Source organism: Clostridium gasigenes, assembly GCF_017348895.1.
GTDB classification, from domain to species: Bacteria; Bacillota; Clostridia; order Clostridiales; family Clostridiaceae; genus Clostridium; species Clostridium gasigenes.
This window is the reverse complement of the sequence record NZ_CP071376.1, coordinates 2,456,210-2,482,533: the sequence shown is the minus strand read 5'-3', so window position 1 is coordinate 2,482,533 and position 26,324 is coordinate 2,456,210. Positions and strand designations below refer to the sequence as shown.

Annotated in this window: 25 protein-coding genes and 1 tRNA gene; 6 read left to right on the top strand and 20 right to left on the bottom strand. The window is 27.8% G+C overall.

The features are described from left to right. Positions 1-68: 68 nt before the first annotated feature. From J1C67_RS11555 to J1C67_RS11520, 8 genes are all read right to left on the bottom strand, one after another. The gene (locus J1C67_RS11555) at positions 69-1,595 is read right to left on the bottom strand and encodes an FAD-dependent oxidoreductase (protein ID WP_167866456.1); all 1,527 of its coding nucleotides are present in this window, start codon (positions 1,593-1,595) and stop codon (positions 69-71) included. A gap of 257 nt (positions 1,596-1,852) precedes the next feature. Continuing rightward, positions 1,853-2,968, bottom strand: a complete 1,116-nt coding sequence (locus J1C67_RS11550; RefSeq protein WP_167866455.1) for an ABC transporter permease — start codon at positions 2,966-2,968, stop codon at positions 1,853-1,855. Next, a complete protein-coding gene (locus J1C67_RS11545; protein ID WP_167866454.1) occupies positions 2,961-4,100 on the bottom strand; it encodes an ABC transporter permease in 1,140 nt (379 codons plus the stop codon). Before J1C67_RS11545 ends, J1C67_RS11550 begins: the two co-directional genes overlap by 8 nt. A 10-nt stretch (positions 4,101-4,110) precedes the next feature. Beyond that, positions 4,111-5,040: an ABC transporter ATP-binding protein gene (locus tag J1C67_RS11540; protein ID WP_167866453.1), complete on the bottom strand. Its 930-nt coding sequence runs from the start codon at positions 5,038-5,040 to the stop codon at positions 4,111-4,113. A gap of 194 nt (positions 5,041-5,234) precedes the next feature. Beyond that, positions 5,235-5,855, bottom strand: coding sequence for a response regulator transcription factor (locus J1C67_RS11535; RefSeq protein WP_167866452.1), 621 nt, complete (start codon positions 5,853-5,855; stop codon positions 5,235-5,237). A gap of 10 nt (positions 5,856-5,865) precedes the next feature. Next, positions 5,866-6,966 (bottom strand): sensor histidine kinase, encoded by a 1,101-nt coding sequence (locus tag J1C67_RS11530; protein WP_167866451.1) that lies wholly within the window; start codon positions 6,964-6,966, stop codon positions 5,866-5,868. Between the two features lie 155 nt (positions 6,967-7,121). Beyond that, a complete protein-coding gene (locus tag J1C67_RS11525; RefSeq protein ID WP_167866450.1) occupies positions 7,122-8,771 on the bottom strand; it encodes a hypothetical protein in 1,650 nt (549 codons plus the stop codon). 3 nt (positions 8,772-8,774) lie between these two features. Beyond that, on the bottom strand, positions 8,775-9,560 hold the full coding sequence (locus J1C67_RS11520; RefSeq protein ID WP_167866449.1) for an ABC transporter ATP-binding protein: 786 nt from the start codon (positions 9,558-9,560) through the stop codon (positions 8,775-8,777). 262 nt (positions 9,561-9,822) lie between these two features. Between J1C67_RS11520 and J1C67_RS11515 the strand changes: the two genes are divergently transcribed. The 4 genes from J1C67_RS11515 (at position 9,823) to J1C67_RS11500 (ending at position 12,790) form a co-directional block, all read left to right on the top strand. After that, positions 9,823-9,898, top strand: a tRNA-Met gene (locus J1C67_RS11515). 269 nt (positions 9,899-10,167) lie between these two features. Further along, the gene (gene sdaAB / locus J1C67_RS11510; protein ID WP_167866611.1) at positions 10,168-10,869 is read left to right on the top strand and encodes an L-serine ammonia-lyase, iron-sulfur-dependent subunit beta; all 702 of its coding nucleotides are present in this window, start codon (positions 10,168-10,170) and stop codon (positions 10,867-10,869) included. Next, the gene (gene sdaAA / locus J1C67_RS11505; RefSeq protein ID WP_167866448.1) at positions 10,850-11,728 is read left to right on the top strand and encodes an L-serine ammonia-lyase, iron-sulfur-dependent, subunit alpha; all 879 of its coding nucleotides are present in this window, start codon (positions 10,850-10,852) and stop codon (positions 11,726-11,728) included. The genes sdaAB and sdaAA overlap by 20 nt, the downstream gene beginning before the upstream one ends. Before the next feature lie 27 nt (positions 11,729-11,755). Continuing rightward, the gene (locus J1C67_RS11500; RefSeq protein WP_167866447.1) at positions 11,756-12,790 is read left to right on the top strand and encodes a PTS sugar transporter subunit IIC; all 1,035 of its coding nucleotides are present in this window, start codon (positions 11,756-11,758) and stop codon (positions 12,788-12,790) included. Between the two features lie 190 nt (positions 12,791-12,980). Here J1C67_RS11500 and J1C67_RS11495 read toward each other — a convergent pair whose 3' ends face one another. The 12 genes from J1C67_RS11495 to J1C67_RS11440 form a co-directional block, all read right to left on the bottom strand. Further along, the gene (locus J1C67_RS11495) at positions 12,981-13,679 is read right to left on the bottom strand and encodes a hypothetical protein (RefSeq protein WP_167866446.1); all 699 of its coding nucleotides are present in this window, start codon (positions 13,677-13,679) and stop codon (positions 12,981-12,983) included. A gap of 13 nt (positions 13,680-13,692) precedes the next feature. Next, positions 13,693-14,334, bottom strand: coding sequence for an ATP-binding cassette domain-containing protein (locus J1C67_RS11490; RefSeq protein WP_167866445.1), 642 nt, complete (start codon positions 14,332-14,334; stop codon positions 13,693-13,695). A gap of 28 nt (positions 14,335-14,362) precedes the next feature. Beyond that, positions 14,363-15,127: a DUF2705 family protein gene (locus J1C67_RS11485; RefSeq protein ID WP_167866444.1), complete on the bottom strand. Its 765-nt coding sequence runs from the start codon at positions 15,125-15,127 to the stop codon at positions 14,363-14,365. A 1-nt stretch (position 15,128) separates the two neighbouring features. Continuing rightward, entirely contained in the window at positions 15,129-15,830 is a 702-nt protein-coding gene (locus J1C67_RS11480) for a hypothetical protein (protein WP_207253501.1), read from the bottom strand. A gap of 3 nt (positions 15,831-15,833) precedes the next feature. Further along, positions 15,834-16,646, bottom strand: coding sequence for a hypothetical protein (locus tag J1C67_RS11475; RefSeq protein ID WP_167866443.1), 813 nt, complete (start codon positions 16,644-16,646; stop codon positions 15,834-15,836). Positions 16,647-17,022: 376 nt separating this feature from the next. Further along, a complete protein-coding gene (locus J1C67_RS11470; RefSeq protein ID WP_167866442.1) occupies positions 17,023-17,424 on the bottom strand; it encodes a hypothetical protein in 402 nt (133 codons plus the stop codon). Positions 17,425-17,792: 368 nt separating this feature from the next. Continuing rightward, positions 17,793-18,071 (bottom strand): hypothetical protein, encoded by a 279-nt coding sequence (locus J1C67_RS11465; protein WP_167866441.1) that lies wholly within the window; start codon positions 18,069-18,071, stop codon positions 17,793-17,795. Between the two features lie 234 nt (positions 18,072-18,305). Next, positions 18,306-19,217: a PucR family transcriptional regulator gene (locus tag J1C67_RS11460; protein ID WP_167866440.1), complete on the bottom strand. Its 912-nt coding sequence runs from the start codon at positions 19,215-19,217 to the stop codon at positions 18,306-18,308. 255 nt (positions 19,218-19,472) lie between these two features. Then, positions 19,473-20,582, bottom strand: coding sequence for an ABC transporter ATP-binding protein (locus J1C67_RS11455; RefSeq protein WP_089964774.1), 1,110 nt, complete (start codon positions 20,580-20,582; stop codon positions 19,473-19,475). A gap of 196 nt (positions 20,583-20,778) precedes the next feature. Beyond that, positions 20,779-21,087, bottom strand: coding sequence for a hypothetical protein (locus J1C67_RS11450; protein WP_167866439.1), 309 nt, complete (start codon positions 21,085-21,087; stop codon positions 20,779-20,781). A 204-nt stretch (positions 21,088-21,291) separates the two neighbouring features. Next, positions 21,292-22,797: a DUF1846 domain-containing protein gene (locus J1C67_RS11445; RefSeq protein ID WP_167866438.1), complete on the bottom strand. Its 1,506-nt coding sequence runs from the start codon at positions 22,795-22,797 to the stop codon at positions 21,292-21,294. A 189-nt stretch (positions 22,798-22,986) separates the two neighbouring features. Next, the gene (locus tag J1C67_RS11440; protein WP_167866437.1) at positions 22,987-24,999 is read right to left on the bottom strand and encodes a penicillin-binding transpeptidase domain-containing protein; all 2,013 of its coding nucleotides are present in this window, start codon (positions 24,997-24,999) and stop codon (positions 22,987-22,989) included. Positions 25,000-25,239: 240 nt separating this feature from the next. Here J1C67_RS11440 and J1C67_RS11435 point away from each other — a divergent pair, with 240 nt between their 5' ends. Further along, positions 25,240-25,449: a cold-shock protein gene (locus J1C67_RS11435; RefSeq protein WP_089964767.1), complete on the top strand. Its 210-nt coding sequence runs from the start codon at positions 25,240-25,242 to the stop codon at positions 25,447-25,449. 361 nt (positions 25,450-25,810) lie between these two features. Further along, positions 25,811-26,152, top strand: coding sequence for a YmaF family protein (locus J1C67_RS11430; protein WP_167866436.1), 342 nt, complete (start codon positions 25,811-25,813; stop codon positions 26,150-26,152). Positions 26,153-26,324 lie beyond the last annotated feature (172 nt).

Sequence of the window (26,324 nt, the reverse complement as noted above, 5' to 3'; positions counted from 1 at the left end):
TTGTTATATTGCCATAAAAACCCCTATAGGCTATTTATTCCTATAGGGGTTTCAAATATTTAAACTTTTTATAATATATTAGGTTCTACTTTATTAGGACCTTCTCCATAGGATTTTAAAGGGTTAATTGCAGGTCCTTCTAAAACATTTCCCATATAATCAAATCTTGAACCATGACAAGGGCAATCCCAGCTGCGTTCACAATTATTCCATCTTAGCTCGCAACCTAAATGAGTGCATTTAATATTAACTATAAATAATTTTCCATTTTCATCTTTGAATGCACCATAATCAACGCCTTTAATTCTAACAATCTTCATTTCACCATTTTCTATTGATACTTCTTTATCTCCACATCTAAGCATTCCAGAAATATATTCTACAGCTACATTAACATTTTGTTTAATAAATTCTTTTGATAAATATGATTTTGATCTTGATGGAGTAAATGTTTCTTTAAATTCATCATCCCCACTAGTAATTAAATCTGAAATTATCATTGCCGCTACAGTTCCATTAGTCATGCCCCACTTTGAAAAACCTGTTGCTACATATACATTATCAAATTCTGCATTTATATATCCTATATAAGGTATATGGTCTGTAGATAACCAATCTTGAGCTGACCATTTATATTTTACTTCATCCTCTCCAAATTTTTCTTTTGCATAAGATTCTAAAATGTCATAATAATTCTTATCCTCATCTCCTTTTCCAACCCTATGTTTTTCTCCGCCTACTAATAATAGATTTTCCCCATCTCCTTCATAACTTCTTAAAGTTCTACTTGGGCTTTCTACATTAATAAACATTCCTTTTGGGAAATCCTTTGTTTTATTCATTGCTATTATGTATGACCTTTCTGGCTCTAATCTTGCAAAATAAAAACTCATTCCATCATAAAAAGGATGGTGGGAGGCTATTACTAAATTAGATGCGTAAATAACATATCCATCTTCACTTGTTATCTTATTTAATTTCCTTTTATCAACATCTTTAATAGTTGTATTTTCATAAATTTCTCCACCTTGCTTTATTACAATTTCAGCTAATGCATCTATGTATTTTTTAGGATTAAATTGAGCTTGATTGTTAAATGATATAGCAGCTTTTATATTTAAGGGCAATGGCAAAGATTTATGATATTCACAATCTATACCAATTTCCTTGCAAACTTCAAATTCATCTTGTATATCTTTTATATAATCATCACTTTCAGTAAATGTATAAGCAGGTAACCTCTCAAAACTGCAATCTATATTATTTTCTTTTATTATGCTCTCCATTAAATTTAAAGCCTTATTATTTGCTTCATAATAAGATTTTGCTTTTTTAAAATTATATTCACTTTTTATTTTTGAATATATAATACTATGCTGCGCCGTTACTTTACCTGTATTTCTACCAGAGCAACCTCCACATATTTTCCCAGCATCTACAACAGTTACTTTAACCCCTTTTTTAGATAAAAGGTAAGCTGTTGTTATTCCTGGAATTCCTCCCCCTACTATTAAACACTCTGTTGTTATATCCTTTTTTAATTTTTCATACTTTTTCCCTTCTGAACTTAAAATCCAATAAGCTTCATTTTCCATAAAAATTAATTTCTCCTTTCATAAGTAAGTATTCTTGTTATTTATTTTATTATGCCTAAGTTTATGGTTCTAGCATTTTAGTTGTTTTATGTATTTATATAGTTCCCTAATATGTAAAAAAAATAGGCAGATAGAATTTTTTTTCTTCTATCTGCCTATTACTTTATATATATTTTTTTATTATTAGACATTTTTTAATAAATAACAAGTCAGTGTTCTTATCTTTTTACCATGCCTTATATATATATTATTTTTTTCTAACATTTTCTATCCTCTACTTTACTTGAAAAGAATATACTTAGTAAAAATAATGCTAATGATAATATTATTAATGATAGTAACATTGGCACTACATCTACTAAACTTTCTCCAGCTTGCAATTTTTCTATTGCCCCTATTGCCCATCTTTGAGGGCAAATGTTACCTATTTTTTGCATATAATCTGGCATCATGCTAAAGCCCCAAAATGATCCTGATAACATTGATGTTGGTATTATAAATAAAACACTTATATTTGATGCAAGACTTGGGTTTTTAGTACAAGATACAATACATAAATTAAAGGTTACTGCTAAAAGATTCACTAATAATAATATTATTAAAAAATATATGCTATTATCTAATCCAAAATTGAACCCTAAGACTTTACATATTCCATAATATAGTACTGATGTTAGTGCTGAGCACAAATAAAATACAGTAAAAATACCTGCTGAGTAACTTTTTTCTGAAACTCCACTTAAAAGTGTTCTTGCTTTAGTTCCATTTACTTCCTCATCTATAATAAACCTTACTATTACTTGCCCAGATATTAATATCATCATTATTATGATTCCTATAGAGCTCATAATTGATACTCTTTTCTCTTTATTATCATTTAACTTATATTCTGGCATATTATTATTATATTTTTCTTCTAATTCCTTAAATTTTATTTCATCACCATTCGCTAGTTTACTTAACACTTGTAAATTGTTAGTTTCAGAGTTCAAAACTCCTATTATAACTGGTTTAACATCACTTTCAGAAACAGATTTAACATTTATATTATCAATTTTACCACTTAATATATTCTTTGTGAAATTGTCATTTACTATTATAACTAACTCTAATTCTTTTCCCGCTAGTAAATTTTCAGAGTCTTCCTCTTTAATTTCTTCTATTTTAATTCCATCAATAGATTCAATTTTTCCTAATACCGAATTTGAAATTATACCATTATCCTTATTAACAATACCTACTCTATATTCACCTTCCTGCCCTAATACATAACTAAAAAGAATTATTAACATAGCAGGAAGTACTATTGATAATAATAAAAATCCTTTTTTCTTTCTTAATACATTAAATGTATTTAATATAACTCTAAGCAATTGACTTCCCTCCGTTTACTTTCTTAATAATCACATAACCAAGTATTAAAGCAAGTGTAGATCCCAAGCACATACTTATAGCTGTTATTGCATAATTATTTACAACGCCAGTGTTTAAACTTACCATTGCTGAATTAACCCAATAAACAGGGCTAAATTTTATAATATCTGACAATATAGGTATTTGTTTAAGCATTACAAGTGGACCATAACATCCCCCTGCCATACAAATTATTATAATTATAGTTTGCAGAGCACTGTTTATACTTTTACTTTCTTTAACAAGTAACCCAATAACTATTCCAAGCATTGATGCAAATACTGTTAGTGCTAATAATACAGTTATCATTATAGGTAAGTTTTCTCCCCAATTTACTTTTAATATAAATGTTGAAAATAAATAAACTTCTGTAATTTGTAATATTCCTATTATTAACCCAAGTATTGCTTTTGCAATTATTAATTTAAGATTATTTGCCTTAGACAATCTTATCCTATTTATAGTTGTTAAACTACCTTCTGCAAAAACAGATTCAGCTATAGTAGTTGAAATATATAAAATAATAAGTGCAAGTTCTGCAAATGTATAGTATTCAAAAGATGATACTGAATTTCTTCCAATTGAACCTTCTTCAACATATTTAGCTTTTTCAGCTATTAAGACTTCTTGCAAAGAGCTTGGTTCTACTTCTAATACAGTATCAACTAAAGCATAGGTAGTTAATGTTTGTTCTACTATACTTCTAAATATTTTTGAATTTATGGGTTCTCCTTCTTCTGACCTATAATAATCATAGCCACTTTCATTTATCGTTATTAAAGAAATTGCCTCACCTTTATTAACTAAATCCATTGCCTCTTCTTTCTTTGTTATCTCTTCAAAGCTAGTTCCTGTTTCTTTTTGAAATTCTTCCTTAAAATTATTGAATCCATGTTCATACTTACTATTATTTTCAATAGAATATAAAACTTTTCCGCCTTGAAAAATATTAATATCTTCACTCATAATACCCTTTAACGAAAATCCTAAACATGTTATTAGTGCTATTGGGAAAATAAATAACATTATTACACTTCCCTTGTTTCTAAAAAATTGTTTTAGTTCTTTTTCAATCATTGATAAAAGTATCATTTTTTCACCTCTAATCTCTTAGTTTTTTGCCTGTTAAGGCTAAGAATACTGTTTCTAAACTAGGTGTTTCATTTTTTATATTTTCAACTACTCCGTTTTTCTTTGAAATAGCCGCTACTAAACCTTCTATAACATTACTTTCTTTTAGGTAATAACATTTCAATTCATTTTCAGTTGCAATAACTTTTTCAATTCCTGTTACAGCTTTCAATGCAGTTTCTATACCTTCAATTTTATTTTTAAGAGTTATAGAATATATATTTTTATCGCTAACTAACGATTTTAAATATTCACTATTTCCCTCTGCTATTATTTTCCCATGATCCATAATTGCAATTTTGTCACAAATTTCATCTACTTCTTCCATATAATGAGATGTATATATAATAGTTGCTCCCTCATCCCTTAACTTCTTAACCGATTCCAATATATGGTTCCTTGATTGTGGGTCTATGCCAACTGTTGGTTCATCCATTATTACAAGCTTTGGAGTATGAGCTATTGCACATGCCATATTAAGCCTTCTTTTCATTCCTCCTGAAAATTGATTTACTCTTTTTCCTCTAACATCTAAAAGTCCAACAAATTCTAAAGCATTATCTACACGCTTTTTTAGGTCCTCTCCTCTAAATCCATATAATGAACAGAAATACTTAATGTTTTCCTCTGCGCTTAAATCAAAATATAATGCAAAATCTTGTGGAACTAACCCGATATTTTGCTTCCACTTATTTATTTTACTTTCCTTTTCTTCAAAAATTGTTTCTCCCTCACTACTTTTAATTAATCCTGTTATCATACTAATAATTGTACTTTTACCTGCACCATTTGGTCCTAAAAGTCCAAATATTTCTCCTTCATTTATACAAAAGTTAACTCCATCAACAGCAACACTATTTCCATATTCTTTATATAATTTTTTAACCTCTAATATTTTCATTTAATTTCCTCCTCATATTTATCCAATCTTAGACATGGTTACCTTCTTGTGTAGTTCAAAAAGTCCTATAAATCTTTGACTGGTTATTTATTTTGAAACACCTTACTTTTAATCCTATAATCCTATTATATAAAAAAGGTGAGTTTTCCAACAGTTAGAAAACTCACCTTTTACCTATGACAAATGTCATTACCTTATAGATTTCCCTTTAAATATTGAATTGCAATTTGAGTTCTATGTTCTAAACCTGTTTTATCTAATATTGTTGTAATATAATTTCTTGCTGTTCCATCAGATATAAATAATTTTTTACCTACTTCTTTATTACTTAAACCCTCTGCTATAGCTTTTATTATCTCTACTTCACGTTCTGTAAATTTTTCACTAGAAATTTTAGGTTCTACTTCATTACCTCTAATTTTCCCTAAAATATTTTCATTCATAACTATAGTGTCATTATAAACAGATTTTATAGCATTTATTATTTGCTCTGGTGAATTATTCTTTAAAATATACCCCTTTGCCCCATACCTTAGAGCTTCATTTACATACTTTTCTTCATCAAAAGTAGTTAATATAAGACATTTTGTATTTGTTTCACTAACAATTTTTTTAACTGCTTCCACTCCATTTACTTTTGGCATTCTAATATCAAGTAACGCTACATCAACCTTTGTATTTTTACAAATTTCAATAGCTTCTAGTCCATTACAAGCTTCAGAAACAACCGTTATTTCACTATCTAAAGGCAATAATATTTTAAGACTTTCTCTTATTAATTTATCATCATCACATATTAATACTTTTATATTCATTACTTTTCACCTACAATCCAATTATCATTGATATAGAAAATCCATTATTACTTAAAAAGCTAATAGTTCCTTCAATTGATCTAGCTCTTTCTTCCATACCTCTAAGCCCTAAACCCTTCGCTATTTTTTCACTGCCTTTTCCATTATCTCTTATTTCTATTCTTATAAATTTATTATAAACTTCGATATACATTTCAATTTTTGTAGCATTAGAATATTTATAAGCATTTGTTAAAGCTTCTTTTAGATTATCTTCAATAACAATCCAATAACTTGAATCTATGGTAGCTATATCTCCAGTAACCTTTAGCTCTGCACATATGCGACTATTATTTTGAAATTCTGATAATAAAGTTTTTATACTCTCAATTCCTATAATCTCTTCTTGTGGTTTCAAACTTCTAAGTATTAACCTTATATCATCCATTCCTTCACTTAGATTTTCTATTGCACTGTTTAAATACTCCATAGAAAGATTTTTATCTTTATCAATCATAGCTTTTGAAACCTGTAATTGCATTATAGAACTTGTTACACTATGTCCTAATTTATCATGTAAACTTTGTGCTATATAATTTCTTTCATTAATCTGCGCCATTATATTTGTATGATTACGATAGTTGTCCATATAAGCAAGCTTTTCAATTAATTTATGATTTTCTTCTCTTTCTATTTTATAATTATTTTTCAAATCTTTTTCTGATACTTCTCTTTTATATAAACTATCCATATAAAGATAAATTATTGAAGAATAAAGTAAAAACAATGCTATATTCTCTGGATTTATAATTAATAAAAATCCAGCTATAGAAGATACATAAGATATTTTTCTATATTTATTTATTAAAAGAGAATATATTACTGAGGGCACTGCAATAACAACAATTTCCATTCCCTTAGTTATTAATATTATTGAGAATACTATTTGAAATAAATCAATAATTCTTCTATATTTCCCACTAAAATATGATGCAAGCTGAATAACGATAAGTATAACACAAACAAGTATATACCTTATTATATATTCATTAACTAAGGTTTTATCACTAATTGCTATAAATACGATAAATGCAGATATTATAACTCCTACCAGTGTTCTTTCTCTTTCCATGAATTAATTTCTCCTATCTCTTTAATAATAATAGCCATATTTAATAGAGATTAAATTCTATAAAATATGACTACTAAATTTTTATGATTTCTAAATAACAAGCAGGTATTCGGGTCTTTTATTTTACCCTTCCTTAGGTACTTTCAAAATAATAATTATTTAAGTGACTTCCATTCAACATTAAATACTTTACTCCAAAGAAGCATATCTACTATTATTAAAATTAGAATATAAATATAGATTCCAATTGGCAGAAATGTTACTGCAAAATGAATTCCTGCTAATAAAGGTATAGTAAACATTGTTATTATTACAGGCGCTATATTTCCTGAAGCATCTCCAACTTCTTGCTTTTGTGTAAATGGCAATGCTTTTTCCATAGTCATAAATATTATCATCATTGATAATATACTTGCAAGTAATACTGCTACTATTTGTATAATAACCTTTGGAGAGAATATTATTATAAACACTATACTTTCAAAAATAAAAACAGGTGCTAAAAGCTTATACATAACAGCTTTTATGCTTCCTTTAAATATTGATGCTATATCCTTAATAGGAGTTGTTCTATATATCCACCCAGCTTTATACATTTCTGAATATTGGAGTAACATTAATATGTTAGGCAACATTACTGCTACTCCATATAAACTTATAAAGCTTTTTGAGTTTACCATTTTAGCTCTCCACTCCATAATACCTGTAAAATCATAAATACCTATACTCATAAATATAAATGGAAAAATAATTGAAAGACCTATTGCTGGATATGCTTTAAGTTTGAAATTTCTTTCACTACTTACAATGCTATTTACAAAATTAAAAAATACTCTTTCTTCTTTATTTCTACATATAATTTTACTAACCCTAAATGATAATTTTTCTTTATCACCTTTACTTTTATAAGTATTATTATTTAATTTTTGAAGATATTGTTCAAAAGTTGGTGCTAATTTTATATAAACAACAATTGAAGCTATTGGCATTATAACTGCTAATATACTCATTGCTATAAGGCCTCCATTAATATGCCCACTCTGTATTATTTCTAGAGGAGCTGCAAACCACATTGGTGGAAATAAATAATGCCATATCTTTGGAGTATAGGTTATTTTAAGATCCATAAAATTAAATAATCTTGGAGCAATTTGCATACCAACTACCATAGTTAAACTTAAAACTATTTGCACTACATTTATCATATCCTTTAGTTTTTCTCCATCAAAAAACTTTAAAACTAAAAAATAAATTAATGCTGTTACAATAACCATAAATAAATCTATAAGAATAATCTCTAGTATAAAAACTAGCATAAACAATATACCATATCTAGCTGATACTACTATTGAAAACCCTCCAAGGGCAATAGTTAAATACATCATATATATAAACACATGAGTTAACTTTGCTGCATTTACTGTTTTTAAACTTATCCCTTTGCTTCCAATTAAATTTTTATCTTTAACATCTAATATTACTGATGAAAAATCTGATATAAATACTGTTAAAATAAAAAACATAAATCCACTAAAATAAACGCATAATTGATACATTATATTTATTTTAATTACTAATGTCAGCATTAAAAAGAATCCCATAATTGCATACATTATAAGAGCTTTTGTAAATTGGTTTGAATCTGGCTTTTGTTTTTTTCCATTGTTAAAAGCAACAGAGGTTCTTCTTCCATCCATTAATAATTTAGTGCTAATTATTAATCTCATTACCTCATAATCTACACCAGCTTTTTTATAGATACCTTTAAACTTATCTATTATTTTTAAAACTTTAAACTCTTTCATAGCTTATACCTCACAAATAACTGAAATAAATTTTTCTGCTAATTCTTTATGGTTATTAAAGCCTGTTAGTTGATTAAATATTTCTTCTAGTGATCCTTCTTTTGAACTTTCTTTAAGCTCGTTAAAGTTTCCATCTGCAACTATATTTCCATCATTTAAAAGAATAATTCTATCACTTAATTTTTCAACAACTTCCATAATGTGTGATGAATAGAAAATAGTTTTCCCACTACGCGCAAGTTCTGCTAATATCTCTTTAATTATCATTACACTATTTGCATCTAATCCACTTAATGGTTCATCTAAGAATAAAATATCTGGATTATGAAGCAAACTTGATATTATAGTTACTTTTTGTTTCATTCCCTTTGAATAAGTAGTTATCCTTGAATCATAAGCATCTCCAATTCCTAAAATAGTCATTAATTCTAAAGCTTTTTTATCTACAATTTCATATTCTAATCCGTATAATTGGCCAACAAAAGTTAAATATTCTTTAGCCGTTAAACTATCATAAAGCTCTGCAACTTCTGGAACATATCCAATCCTTTTTTTATATTCTTCATTTCCAGTTGAAATATCTTCTCCAAATATTTTAACTTCCCCAGTGTAACCTTCAATAAGCCCTAATATTATTTTAACTGTTGTACTTTTCCCTGCACCATTTGGTCCAATATAACCTATTATTTTACCTGCCGGTATGTCTAAATTTATTCCCTTTAAAACCTTTTTATCCCCGAAATTCATTTGTAAATCTTTTATTTGAACTGCAAATTCATTATTAGTCATAATTTTCTCCCCCTGTTTCTAATAAATTCATTTTTTATATTAGTTAGTATTATTATATATTATTTGACCATTTTTTTCAGTAGGTTAATCCCTTTTTATGAATTATTTAACTTAAGGTGTTTGAAAAAACTAAGTTCTAAAAGAATTACTATAAATTAATTTACTCTTTACGCCTTAAAAAATAATATTTAAGTTGACTTATTACAATTAGTGTACTATTATAAGTCTTGTGGTTAGGAAAACTAATTACACAACTTAATATCGCGGGGTGGAGCAGTTGGCAGCTCGTTGGGCTCATAACCCAAAGGTCATAGGTTCAAGTCCTATCCCCGCAACCAAATTAAAACACTATAATTTATTGTAGTGTTTTTTATTTTGGTGCATTGAAAGAAAATAGCCTACAATCTGACTAGTTATTATTTAAAAGATTCCTTAGGAACTTTTTTTAATAATAAAATCCTTAATACCTCGATTTCTTGACAACCAAGGTGAAACCGTTTAGTATTTAAGTGAACTTAGTCGAAAAAAGTATCCGATTGTGGAAAATTACTACACTAGCGAAAAAATATAATAAAATATTATATTAATGAAAGGAATGATAGTTACTATGAAAAATTTTGGTGTTTTTGACATTCTAGGCCCTATAATGGTAGGTCCATCCTCCTCCCACACAGCTGGAGCTGCTAGACTTGGTAAAATAGCAAAAACTATTGTTGGAAATGATATAAAAGAGGTTACATTCTTACTTCATGGTTCTTTTGGTAAAACTTATAAAGGCCATGGAACAGATAGAGCCCTTGTTGCAGGAATACTTGGAATGGAGCCAAGCGATGACAGACTTAAAAATTCTATTGAAATTGCTGAAAATAAAGGATTAATTGTAAACTTTGTTGAAGAAGATCTTGGACAAGTCCATCCAAACACAGTTAAATTTTTAATAACAGATATTAAAGATAATACCTTTGAAGTAATGGGTTCATCTATTGGTGGTGGTAATGTAGAGATAATTGAGATAAATGGTAATAGTGTACAAATAACTGGTATATATCCTACTATAATTACTTGTCATAATGATATTCCAGGAACAGTAGCAAAAGTGTCAGAACTTATTTATTCTCATAAAATCAATATTGCTTTTATGAAACTTGTTAGAGGCGAAAAAGGGAAATCTGCAACTATGACTTTTGAAGTAGATACTGTTGTTCCCGATTCTTTAATGGCAGATATAAAAAAAATCAATGGAATAAACAAGGTTATAGTTATTAATCCAGAAACAGGAGGTAAACATAATGATAGCAAAGTCAGCTAGTCAACTTATTGAAATATGCAAAACAGAAAACATAAAATTAAGTGAATATGCAATAAATCGCGAGATTGAAGAAAAAGGTACTTCACGCGCAGAATTATTTTCACATATGAAAGAAACTCTTGATGTAATGAGAAAAGGTGCTACCGATGGACGTGAACGTAAAGTTTATTCATTAAGTGGTCTTATCGGCGGTGACGCTTATAAATTACAACAATATTTAGAAGCTGGTAACTCTCTTTTAGGAGACACTGCTGTCAAAGCTATGGCTATGGCATTATCATCTTCAGAAGTTAATGGAGCCATGGGTAAAATAGTAGCATGTCCAACAGCTGGATCATGTGGAATACTTCCAGCAGTAATATTAGCAGCTGGTGAAAAACTTAATAAAAGTGTTGATGAAATGATAGAAGGATTATTCGCGGCTGCGGCTGTTGGAATGATAATTGGAATGAACGCAACATTTGCAGGTGCAGAAGGTGGATGTCAAGCTGAATGTGGTTCAGCAGCAGCTATGGCTTCAGCCGCTGTTGTACAAATGATGGGTGGAACGCCAGCTATGAGTCTAGATGCCGGTGCCATTGTATTTAAAAATATATTAGGACTAGTTTGTGACCCGGTTGCAGGATTAGTTGAAATTCCTTGCGCAAAAAGGAATGTAGCTGGTGCAATTAGTGCTCTTTCTACAGCTGATTTAGTTATGGCTGGAGTAACATCTAAAATACCATTTGATGATGCATTATCTGCAATGTATAAAATCGGAGTAGATTTGCCAGCATCATTAAGAGAAACAGCTCTTGGTGGACTTGCTATTACTAAAACTGGTCTAGAACTTAAAAACAAAGTATTTAAAAATAAATAATTTAAACAATCTAAGGAGGAAAAAATAATGGATATTTTAATAGGGACTGGTCTTTTACTACTAGTATTAGCTTTATTTACATTATTTAGTTACAAAGCACCACAAGGAATGAAAGCAATGGGTGCTCTAGCAAGTGCTGCATGTGCAAGCTTTCTAGTTGAAGCCTTTCACGGTGCATTTTTTGGTAGTGTATTAAAAATCAAATTTTTAGGCGAGGTTGGTTTAGCCAATGGTAGTTTATCAGGAGTAGCGGCTGCAACACTTGTGCCTTTAGCTCTTGGTGTTTCACCAGTATATGCAGTCTTAGTTGGACTATCTTGCTCTGGGTTTGGAATATTACCTGGATTTATCGCTGGATACATTATGTCATTTGTAGTTAAGTATTTAGAAAAAAAATTACCTGCTGGATTAGACTTAATAATTATAATTATAATTGCAGCTCCATTAAGTAGACTAATAGGATTAGGTATGACTCCACTAGTAAATTCAACATTATTAAATATTGGTCAAATTTTAACATCAGCCTCTACTTCTAACCCAATAATAATGGGAATAGTACTTGGAGGAACAATAACTGTTGTTGCCACAGCACCCCTTAGTTCAATGGCTCTAACAGCAATGCTTGGACTTACAGGTGCACCTATGGCTATAGGCGCATTATCAGTATTTGGTTCATCATTCATGAATTTTGTATTATTTAGCAAACTTAAATTTGGAAGTAAAAAAGATACTATAGCAGTTGCTATAGAACCTCTAACTCAAGCAGATATAATTACCGCAAATCCTATACCAGTTTATATAACTAACTTTATAGGTGGTTCTCTATCTGGAGTAATAATAGCATTAATGGGACTTGTAAATATGTCTCCAGGAACAGCTACTCCTATAGCTGGTTTTGCAGTAATGTTCGCATATAATCCAGCTTCTAAAGTATTAATAACAGCCGCAGGTTGTATTATAGTTAGTGTCTTTAGTGGTTACTTAGGATCTATTATGTTTAAAAACTATAAAATACGTACTGCGGCAGAAATTCGTGGAGAAAACGTAGAAGACGCAGCATAAATTTATAGGCTCGACTTTAAATTTCAATTAATAAACAAAAGGCTGAGTTTACACTATTATGTGAAAACTCAGCCTTTGATAAATTAAAAACAATAGCTCAACTATCTACCTATTGCTCTTAAATCAGTCTTATATAACTTACCTTTACTTTTTTATATTTTTTTTATTTTCATAGCTACGCAACCATAGATTATAAGGAATATCTATCTAGTACTATTTCTCTTAATTGATTGTAGAAGTCAAAAACTTCTTCATTTGAAATTACTTGTTCATAGCCTTTAAATTCATTATATCTATCTTTACCATCTTTATTTTCTTTTACCACTTTATAATCATTTTTATCATACTCTATGCATAGCTTACCAAATTCATTATTCACATAAGTAAATGCTTTGTCAGATTTTTTTAGATATCCAAACTCAGGTGAATTACTTTCTTCTTTCAGAAACAATAGGTATTCTTTTCCCTCGTTCATTAATCCATACCCACCCTCTGAAATAACACTTCCTTTGAAGGGACCATCAATGAACAAATAAGAAAATACAGGTTCATAAATATAAATGTTTTTTAACTTTGTATCACCTTTATATGTTTTTAAAATACTTACTTCACTTAATACAGACTCCTTAATCATCTTCCTCTTTCCAGTGAAACTTCCGGTAACTATAACATCACTTTCATTTTCTAATTCATCTTTTATTTTATCTAAACTTAAATTTTTCACATCATTTGTATTTCCCCTAATATTATAGCTATATTCTCCAGCCTGATTGCTTACATCTTTGTATTCTAAATCTTTAATAGAACCTCTTACTTTAATGCCTATTAATAAACATATTGCACAAACACCTATTATACCCATAAAAAAGATCTTACTACTTTTATTCATTTATACGACCTCCTTACTCTATAATCGGTTGGATTTTACCCATATCCATTTTAAATTTGAAATCTGCAAGATGATTTATGTCTTCTTTATTATGACTTGCTATTATTACCAAAGCACCACGTTCTTTTTCTTTTAATATAATGTTCCTGACTATATCTACTGATTCTTCATCTAACGCATTGGTAGGCTCATCTAAAATCAATATCTCTGGTTTTTCCATAATTGCTTGTGCTATAGCAAGCTTTTGTTTCATTCCCAATGAATATTTTTTAAATTGTCTTTTATCATTAGGATCTAATCCTACCATAACTAATATATCTTCAATTTCTTTATCTGTTATTATATTTTTTATTGAAGCCAGTTTTTTTAAATTCTCATAACCAGTATATTGACTCCAAAAACCACAACTTTCTATTATAACTCCACAAGATGGTGGAAATCCAATATCTTTTCCCAATAACTTACCATCAATTAACACATTTCCATTTGTCGGTTTTATTAATCCACATATAGCTCTAAATAGCATTGTTTTTCCTGAACCATTTCTTCCTATAATTCCATATATATTTCCCTTTTCAAGTTTTAAATTTATGTTACTTAAAATTAAGTTTTCTTTGATTTTTTTATCCAAATTATTTATTTCAATAAACGCCATAATTTTCTCCTTACTTCACCTTAATCTATTATAATATATCCATTTTTTTTATTCTTCTAATTGATACATATAGCAACATACATAATAATAAACCTTCTACTATAATATTAGTTGCTAAAGTATACCCCTTAATTTCAAAATTAAATAACAATATATTTCTATTAATAAAACTTAAATCATTAAATAGTATTAAATGCTGCGAGAATGGAAGATACTTAATAATATTATTATTATATAACGCATCTAATACAGTAACATTAACAAGTATCCCAATAGTGCTAACCAAATATCCATAAATTGAGTTACTAAATAAAGAAACTGTATTTGATAATACTACCAATAAATAACTTGACAATACTTGCATTACAAATAATGCAATAGTAACATTTACAAATTCATCAAATTCTATAATACTCATATTATTTAATTTTCCTAAAACAAAAAAAAGTATAAATTGAATTGCAAAATATACAACTAACTCTAATAAAATATTCATATATTTACTTAATATCCATTTCTCCTTTTTATCTGTTCTAGTAAATATAATTACACCTTTTTCGCTTATATCATCTAATATATCTCCTGAAAACATATATATGACAAATACAATATGCACTACTGGAATAATAAAATCCATTATTCCTAATTTAGGACCTATTGGTAAATAGCTAAAGTAACCTAAATATAAATCTTTAATATCATTTGAATAATATAATACATTTGATTTAATCATATATGATGATATATATATGATTAGCCACCCTAAAATAATGATGTAAATTCTTTTTTTCATTTTAAAATCTCCATATTATATCCTTATATTTATCTTTTAAAAAATTATTTTGAATTAAATATACAGTTATGCCACAAATTACAACTATTATATTTGTTTGTAGTAACATATTTCCTATACTTATATTGGGATTTAAAAATATCATATTAATTGGAGTGATATATCCATTCTTAAAAAAATCTAATAAAATTTTAGGTAGATATAAACTAATAAATATCCCCCAAAAAACATATATTTTATTGTGCGTTAATGCAAATACAAGAATATATATATATACTAGGATAGAAAATGACGCTATTTGATTTACTACATACATAATAAGTATAGCACAATCTTTAGTAGTAAGATTGCTTTGGCTTATAGCAAAAATTAGAGGAAAACTATTTAGAATTAATATAGTTTTCACAGTTTTTTTTATGATTTTTTCATATATATCCTTTACCCACAATTCAGAACTTTTGTATCGTAATATAATCATATTTTTGTCAAATTCACATATTATTAAGTAATTAATTAATAAAAAAACAATTACAAATAACGCCCTTTCATACATAGTATATAATCCTGAAATATATATGTTAACTGGCTCCTTTACAATTCCTATAGACCCCTGCAAAAAATAAATTTGAGAAAATATTATTGGAATAAAAATTAAGTTTATTTTATTTTTTAATATATCTTTGATTTTTATATTACTCTTCATTTTCTAAATAACATCCTTTCTAGTTCCTATAGAAAAAATTATCCATATAGTAAGCAACCATAATATAACCAAGATAGAAAAACATATAACATTCCCCGCTGCTCCTGTTTGATACATAGGCATAGAGAACTTTCTCTCTAACCCTATATTAGCTATTAATATATTTAAAAGATAATTCCCAATTGAAACTAATGTTATCATTGCTATACCTTTCATTTTGATTATTAAAGTTAAACTATACGAAAGCATTGCCATTATAGATGCATATAAAGAATTTACAAGTATTAATATAAACTTAAATAAAATAGGTTTATTTATACTTAACATAGCAAGAAAATAGTCCGATATATATCTATTCCTATATTGATATACTGTCATTCCTGCAATATCACTTCCCTTGTTATTGTAAGTTATGAATGTTAATAGCTCATTCATAAATAATACAAAAAAAACAGAAACAAAACTAACTGTAGCTATAACAATCAATTTTGATAATAAATATTTTTTTCTGCCACTTCTCATATAAAGCGATACATTTATTCCACTCTTACGCTCTATACAATAAGAATCTGAATATATAAAACCAACTATAAATGGCATTGCACTTATAAAAAAGAATAATATTGTTCTAGCTCTGCTTCCCTGCAACATTCCCATTAAAGAAGTAACATTTACAGAATAACTAAAACTTCCATAATAATTAATAGCCGTTATTAGAAAACTTGTAATGCTGATTCCAAATAATATAGTAAACATTATTTTAAACCTATTACTATTTATACAATTAGAAAATTCTAATTTTATAATATTACGCATGATATCCTCCATTTTCTTAATATATAAAAAACTTATATTTTATTTTGCTCTTTAATAATTAAATATTTTTGATTTTATGTATAAAAATAAAATTTATGTAGCAAATTATATTTGCACAAACTGTTAACTTGCTACATAAATTAGTTTTTAATGATAAAAAATAATGTTTAGTTCAACTCTTTAGTTTTATTGCTTTATTATAAAATGTAAAATTTTGAACTTTGCATATATATATTCTAATAAAGTTTCTACATTATAACTAATTTTACTTAATCGTATTTTACTCTTAGTTCTCTAATAATAATGTAGCTTTTTAAAATTAGAAATTATATATCATATTTTTTAAATACCTAACTACTTACTATTGCTAGTAAAATCAATCATAATCTACTAGTCCAGTTACAGATGCATTAACGCTAGAATATTCAGCATTTTCACAAGATAATCTAACATCTAGATTTGTACCTGGATATGAGTAATAATACATTGTGTTAAATGAACTTCCTACAGGTAAGTCTATAACACCAGTAAGTGGTTGGAGACTAGTATTGGATATCCAAAAACTTACCCTTGAAGTACCAATCATTGAAGTAGGCTTTACATAAGAATAATTAGTATTATTGACTTTAAACGCCTGTGTTGGCGAATAACAATTTCCATAATTTGCTGGCAAGCTAAACTTAGTAAACGGTCTATCAATATTAGATGCAAAAGCTACAGTACCATTTATAGCTATAAGTGAAATTAAAGATAAAGCTATATTTTTTATTTTTTTCATTATATTTATCCCCTTTTTTTTTAATATTTTGTATACAAGCTTGTCTACTTTTTTAGTTTAACATGTAAATTAATATATTTTTGTAATATTTTGTTGCAAAAAAAAAAAAAAAAAAAAAAAAAGACATATTATGACATACTTGAAATTATATTATGCTTATCTCACAAAAAGATATTTTTATATTTTAATACTACAATATATAGTATTATCACCTGAGAAGTTTATGTTTTATCTTGTGTTTTGTAAATATAACTCCAACTTTTTGTTATTTAATCATATTATTTTATTAAATATATGTGTATTTATATTTAATATTTGTACTTTTTTCACAATAAAGCAATCCAATTAATTGCATTTTATCTTGTATTTTAAAGTTGTATTAAACTAATTTTCACAACAAAATAATTTGTTGTGGTTTTAGAATCAAATAAACTATTCATAAATTTAAAATCGTTGCTAGGGTAAGAATAAGCAGTTCTATATATTTCCTCTTCTGTTAATAGTGATGTATCCTTTATAAGTAATCTTAATGGTCGGTTCATTGCATAGGATATATGGCTATAGCATTCATTTTCTAATACTTTTTCTATTACTGTGTTCATTAGATTTTTCGAATCATATTCTGATACTACTAACACTAAGCTCATTCATTATAGCTTTTTCAACCGCCATCCTTCTGACTAATATTAAACCCAAATGAAAAAATCAATTGATCCGATCTTAGCATTAGAAGTAAACTCCTTACCTTCAATATACTTAGCAAGGACACTACTAGGACTAATCTGAGTTATCTTTTCATATTGCTTAAATAAAAAAGATTCCCTTTCATTATCAATAATAATATTCTTGGCTAAATTTAAGATCTGAATTTAATAAAATAATCATCTTTTATTATTCATATATAACATATATAAATAAGTTGCATCTCTAAAATTTCTTATATCTAGTCCAGTTTCTTTATTTATCTTTTCTATTCTATACATTAAAGTATTTCTATGTATATATAAACTTTTTGATGCTTTAGCCAATGATAAATTACATTTCAAGACCGCTTCTAAAGTTAATATTAATTCTTTATTTAAGTTTTTAAACAACCTATTATATGCATCTTTAAGTTCTTTATAATAGCTATCATTAATATTATAAACAATTTTTTCGAAATTCATTTCACCCCATAAATATACCTCAGGCATTATACTAAAGGTCTTACCTATATTTATAGATTCCTTCGCATCTTTATAACCTTTTGCAAGTCCTTCAAATGTTCCATCAATACTACTTACCCCTATATATACCTTAGTTTTTATATTGCTTATAATTGTTTCCCTTAAACTTATTCCATGATCTCGCTCATCTTCTAAATCACCTATCAAAACTATTTTGCTATAAGCTTTACCTATGTAAACATCTTGTCCACTATAAGTACTTTTAACTAATTCAACAACTTCATTTACTTCATTACAATCTATTACAATTATTTTCCCCTCTTTATGTATTGGTGATTTATTAAAATTATCAAAATTTTGATCACCTTTAAATAAAGCCTCTAAGCAGATATTATTTTCTTCTTTTATAAATTTGTTTAAAGTAAACTCTATTATTGATAAACATGGAAAACTTAATTTTGTAAGCACTATATCATATATATTGCTATTTATTAAAATACTTCTACTAATTAACTCTTCTTTTGAAGATATATTATTATATATCTCAACTTTATTGTTATCTATTAATTTTAACTCTAATCTTGATTTTTTACACATTTCATCTAATAAAATCGGTATATTATTCATAGTATCCCCCTTAGGAATCTTTGACTAGCTATTTTTTTAGATTCCTTATCTCATATTTATCAGTTTTTTAAATACACCTAAAAAAACTGTCTAAGACCTATGGTATAAAGCACCAATATCTTAGACAGTTTTTTAGTCCCTTATTCCACTATTATACCCTTAGTTATTCTACTAATACGGAATTTAAAGACATTTCATAATAAAATTTCTTAATGAAGGTGCTGCTTTTAATCAAACTCTAGGTTAATCCAAGAATTACTTAATAGCAAATTCACTTTTCTTATCAAATATATGAATTTTCTCTGTTACTATTGCAAACTTAGCCTTTTGTCCACTTACTAATTTAGTACTTCCAGTAACTCTTCCTGTTAAGTTGCTGTTGGCCTTTTTCATATAAATATAACTTTCAGCTCCCATTAATTCAACTACATCTACCTCACCATCAAATACAGCGTCTTGATGTTCTGCTATATATTCTTCATCATCTTTAATATCTTCTGGTCTTATTCCCATTACTATTTCTTTTCCAATGTATGATTGTTCTTTTAGTAATTTAGCTTTAGATTCTGGTAATAATATTTTATCATTTTCAATTTTAATATACATCTTACCAGCGTCTTCTACTATAGTTCCAGTCATAAAGTTCATTTGTGGGCTTCCTATGAAGCTTGCAACAAACATGTTTTCAGGGTTATTATATAAAGTTTGAGGGCTTGCAACTTGTTGTACAATACCATCTTTCATAACTACTATTCTTGTACCCATTGTCATAGCTTCTGTTTGATCATGAGTTACATATACAAATGTTGTTTGTAATCTTTTATGCAATTTTGATATTTCTGTTCTCATTTGAACTCTTAATTTCGCATCAAGATTTGATAATGGTTCATCCATTAAGAATACCTTAGGTTCTCTAACTATAGCTCTTCCAAGTGCAACTCTTTGTCTTTGTCCACCTGATAATGCTTTTGGTTTTCTATCTAATAAATGTTCTATATCTAATGTTTTTGCTATATCCTTAACTTTTTTCTCTATTTCATCTTTAGGCATTTTTCTTAATTTTAAACCAAATGAAATATTTTCAGCAACTGTCATATGTGGATATAATGCATAACTTTGGAATACCATGGCTATATCTCTATCCTTTGGTGCTACATCATTAACTACTTTTCCATCTATTGAAAGTTCACCCTTTGAAATATCTTCAAGGCCTGCTATCATTCTTAATGTTGTAGATTTACCACATCCTGATGGTCCTACAAATATAATGAACTCCTTGTCCTCAATTTCTAGGTTGAAATCCTTAACTGCTGTTACATCGCCTTCATAAACTTTATATATATGTTTTAATGATAAACTTGCCATAATATATCGCCTCCTGTATCTTATGTTTATATTATACTTCTATAAATTTAAATTAACTATTGACAAATCCCCCTAAAAAAACGTTATCATTTCATGCATAATATAGAAAAGAATTTCATTTGAAATTCTTTTCTATATATAAATCGCACTTATTAAGGTAGCATTAATTTCTATTATTTTTAACTTTTCTACTCTATTAAAATATTAACTTTAAAACAAAAAATATAATTGCAATTATTATTGCTCCTATAGTTTTAGTTTCATCACTAGAATCTTTATGATTATTCTTTCTATTTGATCTATTTCTTATAGCCTTATCTTGTCTTTCCCTTTTTGTACTTTCTGATTTATAATTTTTTTCATTTATATCCATAAATATTTCTGCTTTAGGTGCGCTTTTTCCTCTTGGCGAATTATATCTATATGCATCTTCATAATTAGTTACTATTCTATATTCAATTTTTTGATTATCATAAATAGCTTCACTTTCTACCCCTTTAAACATTTTTATTCCCCCAATCTATTATTAATCCTATATATCTATTATAATCTATTTTTCTATAACTAACTTGTATTTTCCTTAGGCATTAGAAAAAAATAACAGACTATCAAATTGGTCTATTATTTTTTTCAAATTACTTATAAATAAAAAGAATCCCTTATTGCTTATAATACAATAAGAGATTCTTTTATTTTAACCTATATAAATTTAGTTATAATAAAGATTTGCTGATGGGTATTCATCATCACATGTTACATCTATTCCTAGCTTTCTGAAGGTTTGTTCTTCATTTATACTTAGTATAGTTGTTGAATGTGCTTGACCGCCATTAAGCATTGTTAATTTATCAAGTGCTACTTGTGCCATTGGGTTAGTAGCAGCACAAATACTAAGTGCTATAAGTACTTCTTCGCAAGTTAATGCTGTACTCATACTGTTTAAAGTCTTTGATTTCAAGTTTAAAATTGGTTCTATTATAACTGGTGAAATTAAGTGTATATCATCAGTTATATTTGCAAAATGCTTAACTGCATTTAATATAACTGCTGCTGTTGCATCCATTGTTATTGATGATTTTCCAGTTAATATTGTTCCATCATTAAGCTCTAGAGCCACTACTGGACAAATCTCATTTTTACCAGCTGTTTCTTTAAGTTTTGATGAATATTCTCTAGCTGGAACAACTACATTTCTATCAGTTTCTTTAAGGTTTAATTCTTCCATTATAAGTTTTGCTCTATCCGCACTTTCCTTATCAGTATAAGCTTTTTTATATTCACATTTTGTTTTGAAATATCTTCTTATTATTTCTTGTCTTGAAGCTTCGCGTACAACCTCATCATCAATTATTCCGTACCCTACTCTATTAACACCCATATCTGTTGGAGATTTATAAACTGCTTCTTCTCCTGTTATCTTTTCGATAATTCTTCTAAGAACTGGGAAAGTTTCAATGTCACGGTTATAGTTTATAGATAATTTATTGTATGCATCCATGTGGAATGAATCAATCATGTTTACATCTTTAAGATCCACTGTTGCTGCTTCATATGCTATATTTAAAGGATGTTTTAGTGGAACATTCCAAACTGGGAAAGTTTCAAATTTAGAATATCCAACAACATTTCCTCTTTTATTTTCATGATACATTTGGCTTAAACAAGTTGCAAGTTTACCGCTTCCAGGTCCTGGTGCTGTAACAACTACTATTGGCTTACTTGTTTCTATATATGGATTTTTACCATAACCTTCATCACTTACAATCATATCTACATCTGTTGGGTATCCCTTAGTTGCTTCATGTTTATAAACTTTTATTCCTCTACGTTCTAGTTTATTAATAAATGTTGTTGCAGATGGTTGCCCGTTGTATCTTGTAATTACAACACTATTAACATCAAGCTCATATCCTCTTAAATCATCTATTAATCTTAAAACATCAACATCATATGTAATACCGAAATCTCCTCGCATTTTGTTTCTTTCGATATCCCCTGCATATACACAAATAATTATTTCAACCTTTTCTTTTAATTTATGTAATAATTTTATTTTAGCATTTTCGTCAAATCCAGGTAAAACTCTTTTTGCATGAAGATCAAACAACAATTTACCACCAAATTCTAGGTACAGTTTGTCATAGTTGTTTACTCTCTCTAGTATATATTTTGATTGTTCTTCTAAGTATTTTTTATGATCAAATCCTATTTTCATTTCAAACTCCTCACAAGCTAAATTTATGGATTAATTTTTTACATTTTTATATTATGCCACATTTTTATATAAAGGTACATTATTATTTTTCACTTTTATAAGTTTATAGTATCCCCTTTTTTACAAGATATAACCATACATTTACTATGTAGGGTTATATCACTTAATGAAAACATTTACTCATTTTTATTATCTTTTCATATAATATTCTATTATATTTTTAACCTTTGGAATTGGTAGTTGACTTCCCCCTCTTCCTTTTACATCTTCTAAAATCATAGATACTGCAATTTTAGAATCATCTGTATTAAGAGCAACAAACCATCCATTCTCTTTTCCATCTTTATCTTCTTGTGATTTTTTTATTTCCGCTGTTCCAGTTTTACCAGCTATATTTATTCCTGGTATTCTAGCTAATGTAGATGTACCATCTTCATCATTTATCAATGCTGAAAATGATTTTACTAGTACAGGTACATTTTCAGGTAATATTGCTTTTTCTCTCCAAACCTTTGCCTCAGAATTTTCACTTATCACTAATCTTGGTTGCATTATATTTCCTTCGTTACCTAATGCACTATAAGCTAATGCTACATTTAAAGGTGTTACCATTAACTCACCTTGTCCATAACCCGAATCAGCAAGTAATATATCTCTATTTATTGTTCCATCATTTGATATACTTGATTCTTCCATTGGATATTCAAATTCTAACTTTTCTCCAAAGCCAAACTTTTTAACTCCAGCTATAAATTTCTCACTTCCTACTTCAGAAGCAATTTGTGCATAATATATATTGTCTGAATACTTTACAGCATCTATTAAATTAACTGCTGGTGTATCATGTATTCTTGTAACTTTAAAATCTCCCCATGTACTATCTTTTTGCCATGACATTCCTTCAATAGGTCTCTTCTCTTCTGGTTTTAGCACTCCATTTTCTAAACCAATTCCAGAAGTCAATAACTTCATTGTAGAACCTGGTGAATAAGTTTTATTAAATCTATTTATTTCATCTGCATGATTATTTTTTTCCCATAATGCATTTTGTTCTTTAGTTACATATGTTTGAAATATATTTGAATCATAAGATGGCGCACTTACCAATGCTAAAACTTCTCCTGTTTTAGGATTAACTGCTGTTGCCGCACCCTTTTCTTCTTTAAATTCATTATATACCGTGCTTTGAAGAGCTGAATCTATAGAAAGTTTTATATCAGTCCCATTTTCTGCTGCTTTTTTAGCTATAGCTATCTTTTCTTCGCCTCTTGCAATATAAATTTCTCCACCATTTTTTGCCCTTAATGATTCTTCATAAACTTGTTCAAGACCAGCTTTCCCAATTAAACTTGTTTGTGTATACCCTTTGTCTACATTATTTGCTAAATCTTCTTCAGTAACATTTCCAATGTATCCAACTAATCTACCAAAGGCTGCTCCCCCAGTATAAACTCTGCCATCTTTATTTTGTATTAATATACCGCCAGCTTCTCTATTAGCTAACTTTGAAATCTTACTATCATCTTTAGATATATTTACTATTTCAACAAATTGCTCAGGATTAGTGCTTGCATTAAGTTTAGTAGTTATTGTTTCTTCACTTATATCCAATATTGTAGCCATATTCTTTATTTTTTCGTCTTTATTTTCTTGGTTAAATACTGCTGGATGTATTCCTAAAACACTTATCTTTCCATCTTCAGCTAATGGTTTTCCATCCCTATCTAATATTTTACCTCTACTTCCTAAATCATCTATAACCCTTATTTTATCTCCAGTAACCATTGATGGAAAAATTAAACTTTCATCCCACTGAACTTTTAGTTCCTTTTCTTCTTCAACAATATTAATTTTAAAATCTGGCAATTCTATTTTTCCTGCTACGGTATCCATAGTTACTTTAAATGGAATAGCTATATTTTTTTCAACTTTTTCTCCCTTACCATTAGCTTCTATAACTAAATTAGTAGCTTCTATTGCTGAGTAAATATTATTATATCTCTCTAAAAATTCTTCCTCTGATATTTCATCTTTAGAATTTTGACTTAATAACCCATACATGCCTTTAAAATCTTCTTTAGTCCATAATTCTTTATAATTATCTAATACTTTTTCTGCTTTGCTAACTTTAGAGCACCCTATAGTTGTAATTGATACCACTAATATTATTAGTACCATTAATAATAACTTTCTTTTATTCATTTATATATTCCCCTTTCTAAATAATCTTCAAATGCCTAATCATATTTTTATAAATGTACTTTCTTTTATATTTTTAGAAATTCTATTTAAATTATACCATCCATAAATCTATTCACCAATTATTTCTTGTTAAAATACAGTATATTTTAATTTTTTTTGTAAATACTATGTATTGTAGATTAAAATAAACAATTTTATTTAATCTATATAATGATATTTAGAATTTAAGGAGAGATTTTAATGGCAAGTAAAACAGGTACAGTTAAATGGTTCAATGATGAAAAAGGTTTTGGTTTTATAGAATGTGAGGGTGAAAAGGATTTATTCGTTCATCATACAAATATTAAAGCTGAAGGTGAAAGAAAAAGTCTACAAGAAGGTGAAAATGTTACTTTTGACGTTGAAAATGGTCCAAAAGGACCTACTGCCGTAAACGTTGAAAAAATATAAAAGTATAAAAATTAAAACTATGCAATTAAATTTGCATAGTTTTTTTATTTTTGGATATATCTTATAATTATCCTTTTATAAAAATACCTTTACCACTAAAACTATAGAAAGCTTTATCATATTTTCTGTTTTAGCATCATATTTTTTATTCTCAATTTGATTTAATGCACCATCTAACATTTCATCAATAGTTTAGAAATCTATCCTTGAAAAAAATCTACTTCCCAAACTGTGCACTTCTACTTTTCAACAAAAGTTATCCCAGTTTGGTAAGCTATAATATCGTTTAAAATAAAAACAATCACATTACTAATAAATTTGCATATCCTATTAGTATCTTGATTATATAAGGAGGTCATTTATGTATACTAATAATTGTTCAGACCCTTGTAAGAAGCAAACTCACGTTCATGAATTTTTAGGTAGTACTAAATTTGCTGAGGAAGGTGACGATAGACACAACCATCGTTTTGCAGGTATTTCTGGTGAAGCTATTCCTGAACATGGATCTCATGTTCACAAAATAAAAACTAGAACAGATTTTTTAGATCACTTTCATGAAATATGTGTTACTACTGGTCCAGCAATACCAGTTGGCAATGGTAAACATGTTCATTTAGTAACTGGCGTAACTACAGTTGTAGATAATCATCAACATCAATTTATATTTGCAACTTTAATAGAAGCTCCTGCAGTATCATAATATTTATAGAGCCCTTTTATTAGGGTTCTATACATATTAACAAACTATAATAATATTTTATATTATCACCTCGGTCATCTTTATCCCTCATTATTTGATATAACTCCGGTCCATTTTTTATCCCCAATGAATTATTTCACATACATTGTTTCATATTTCTTATGCAAAAAAA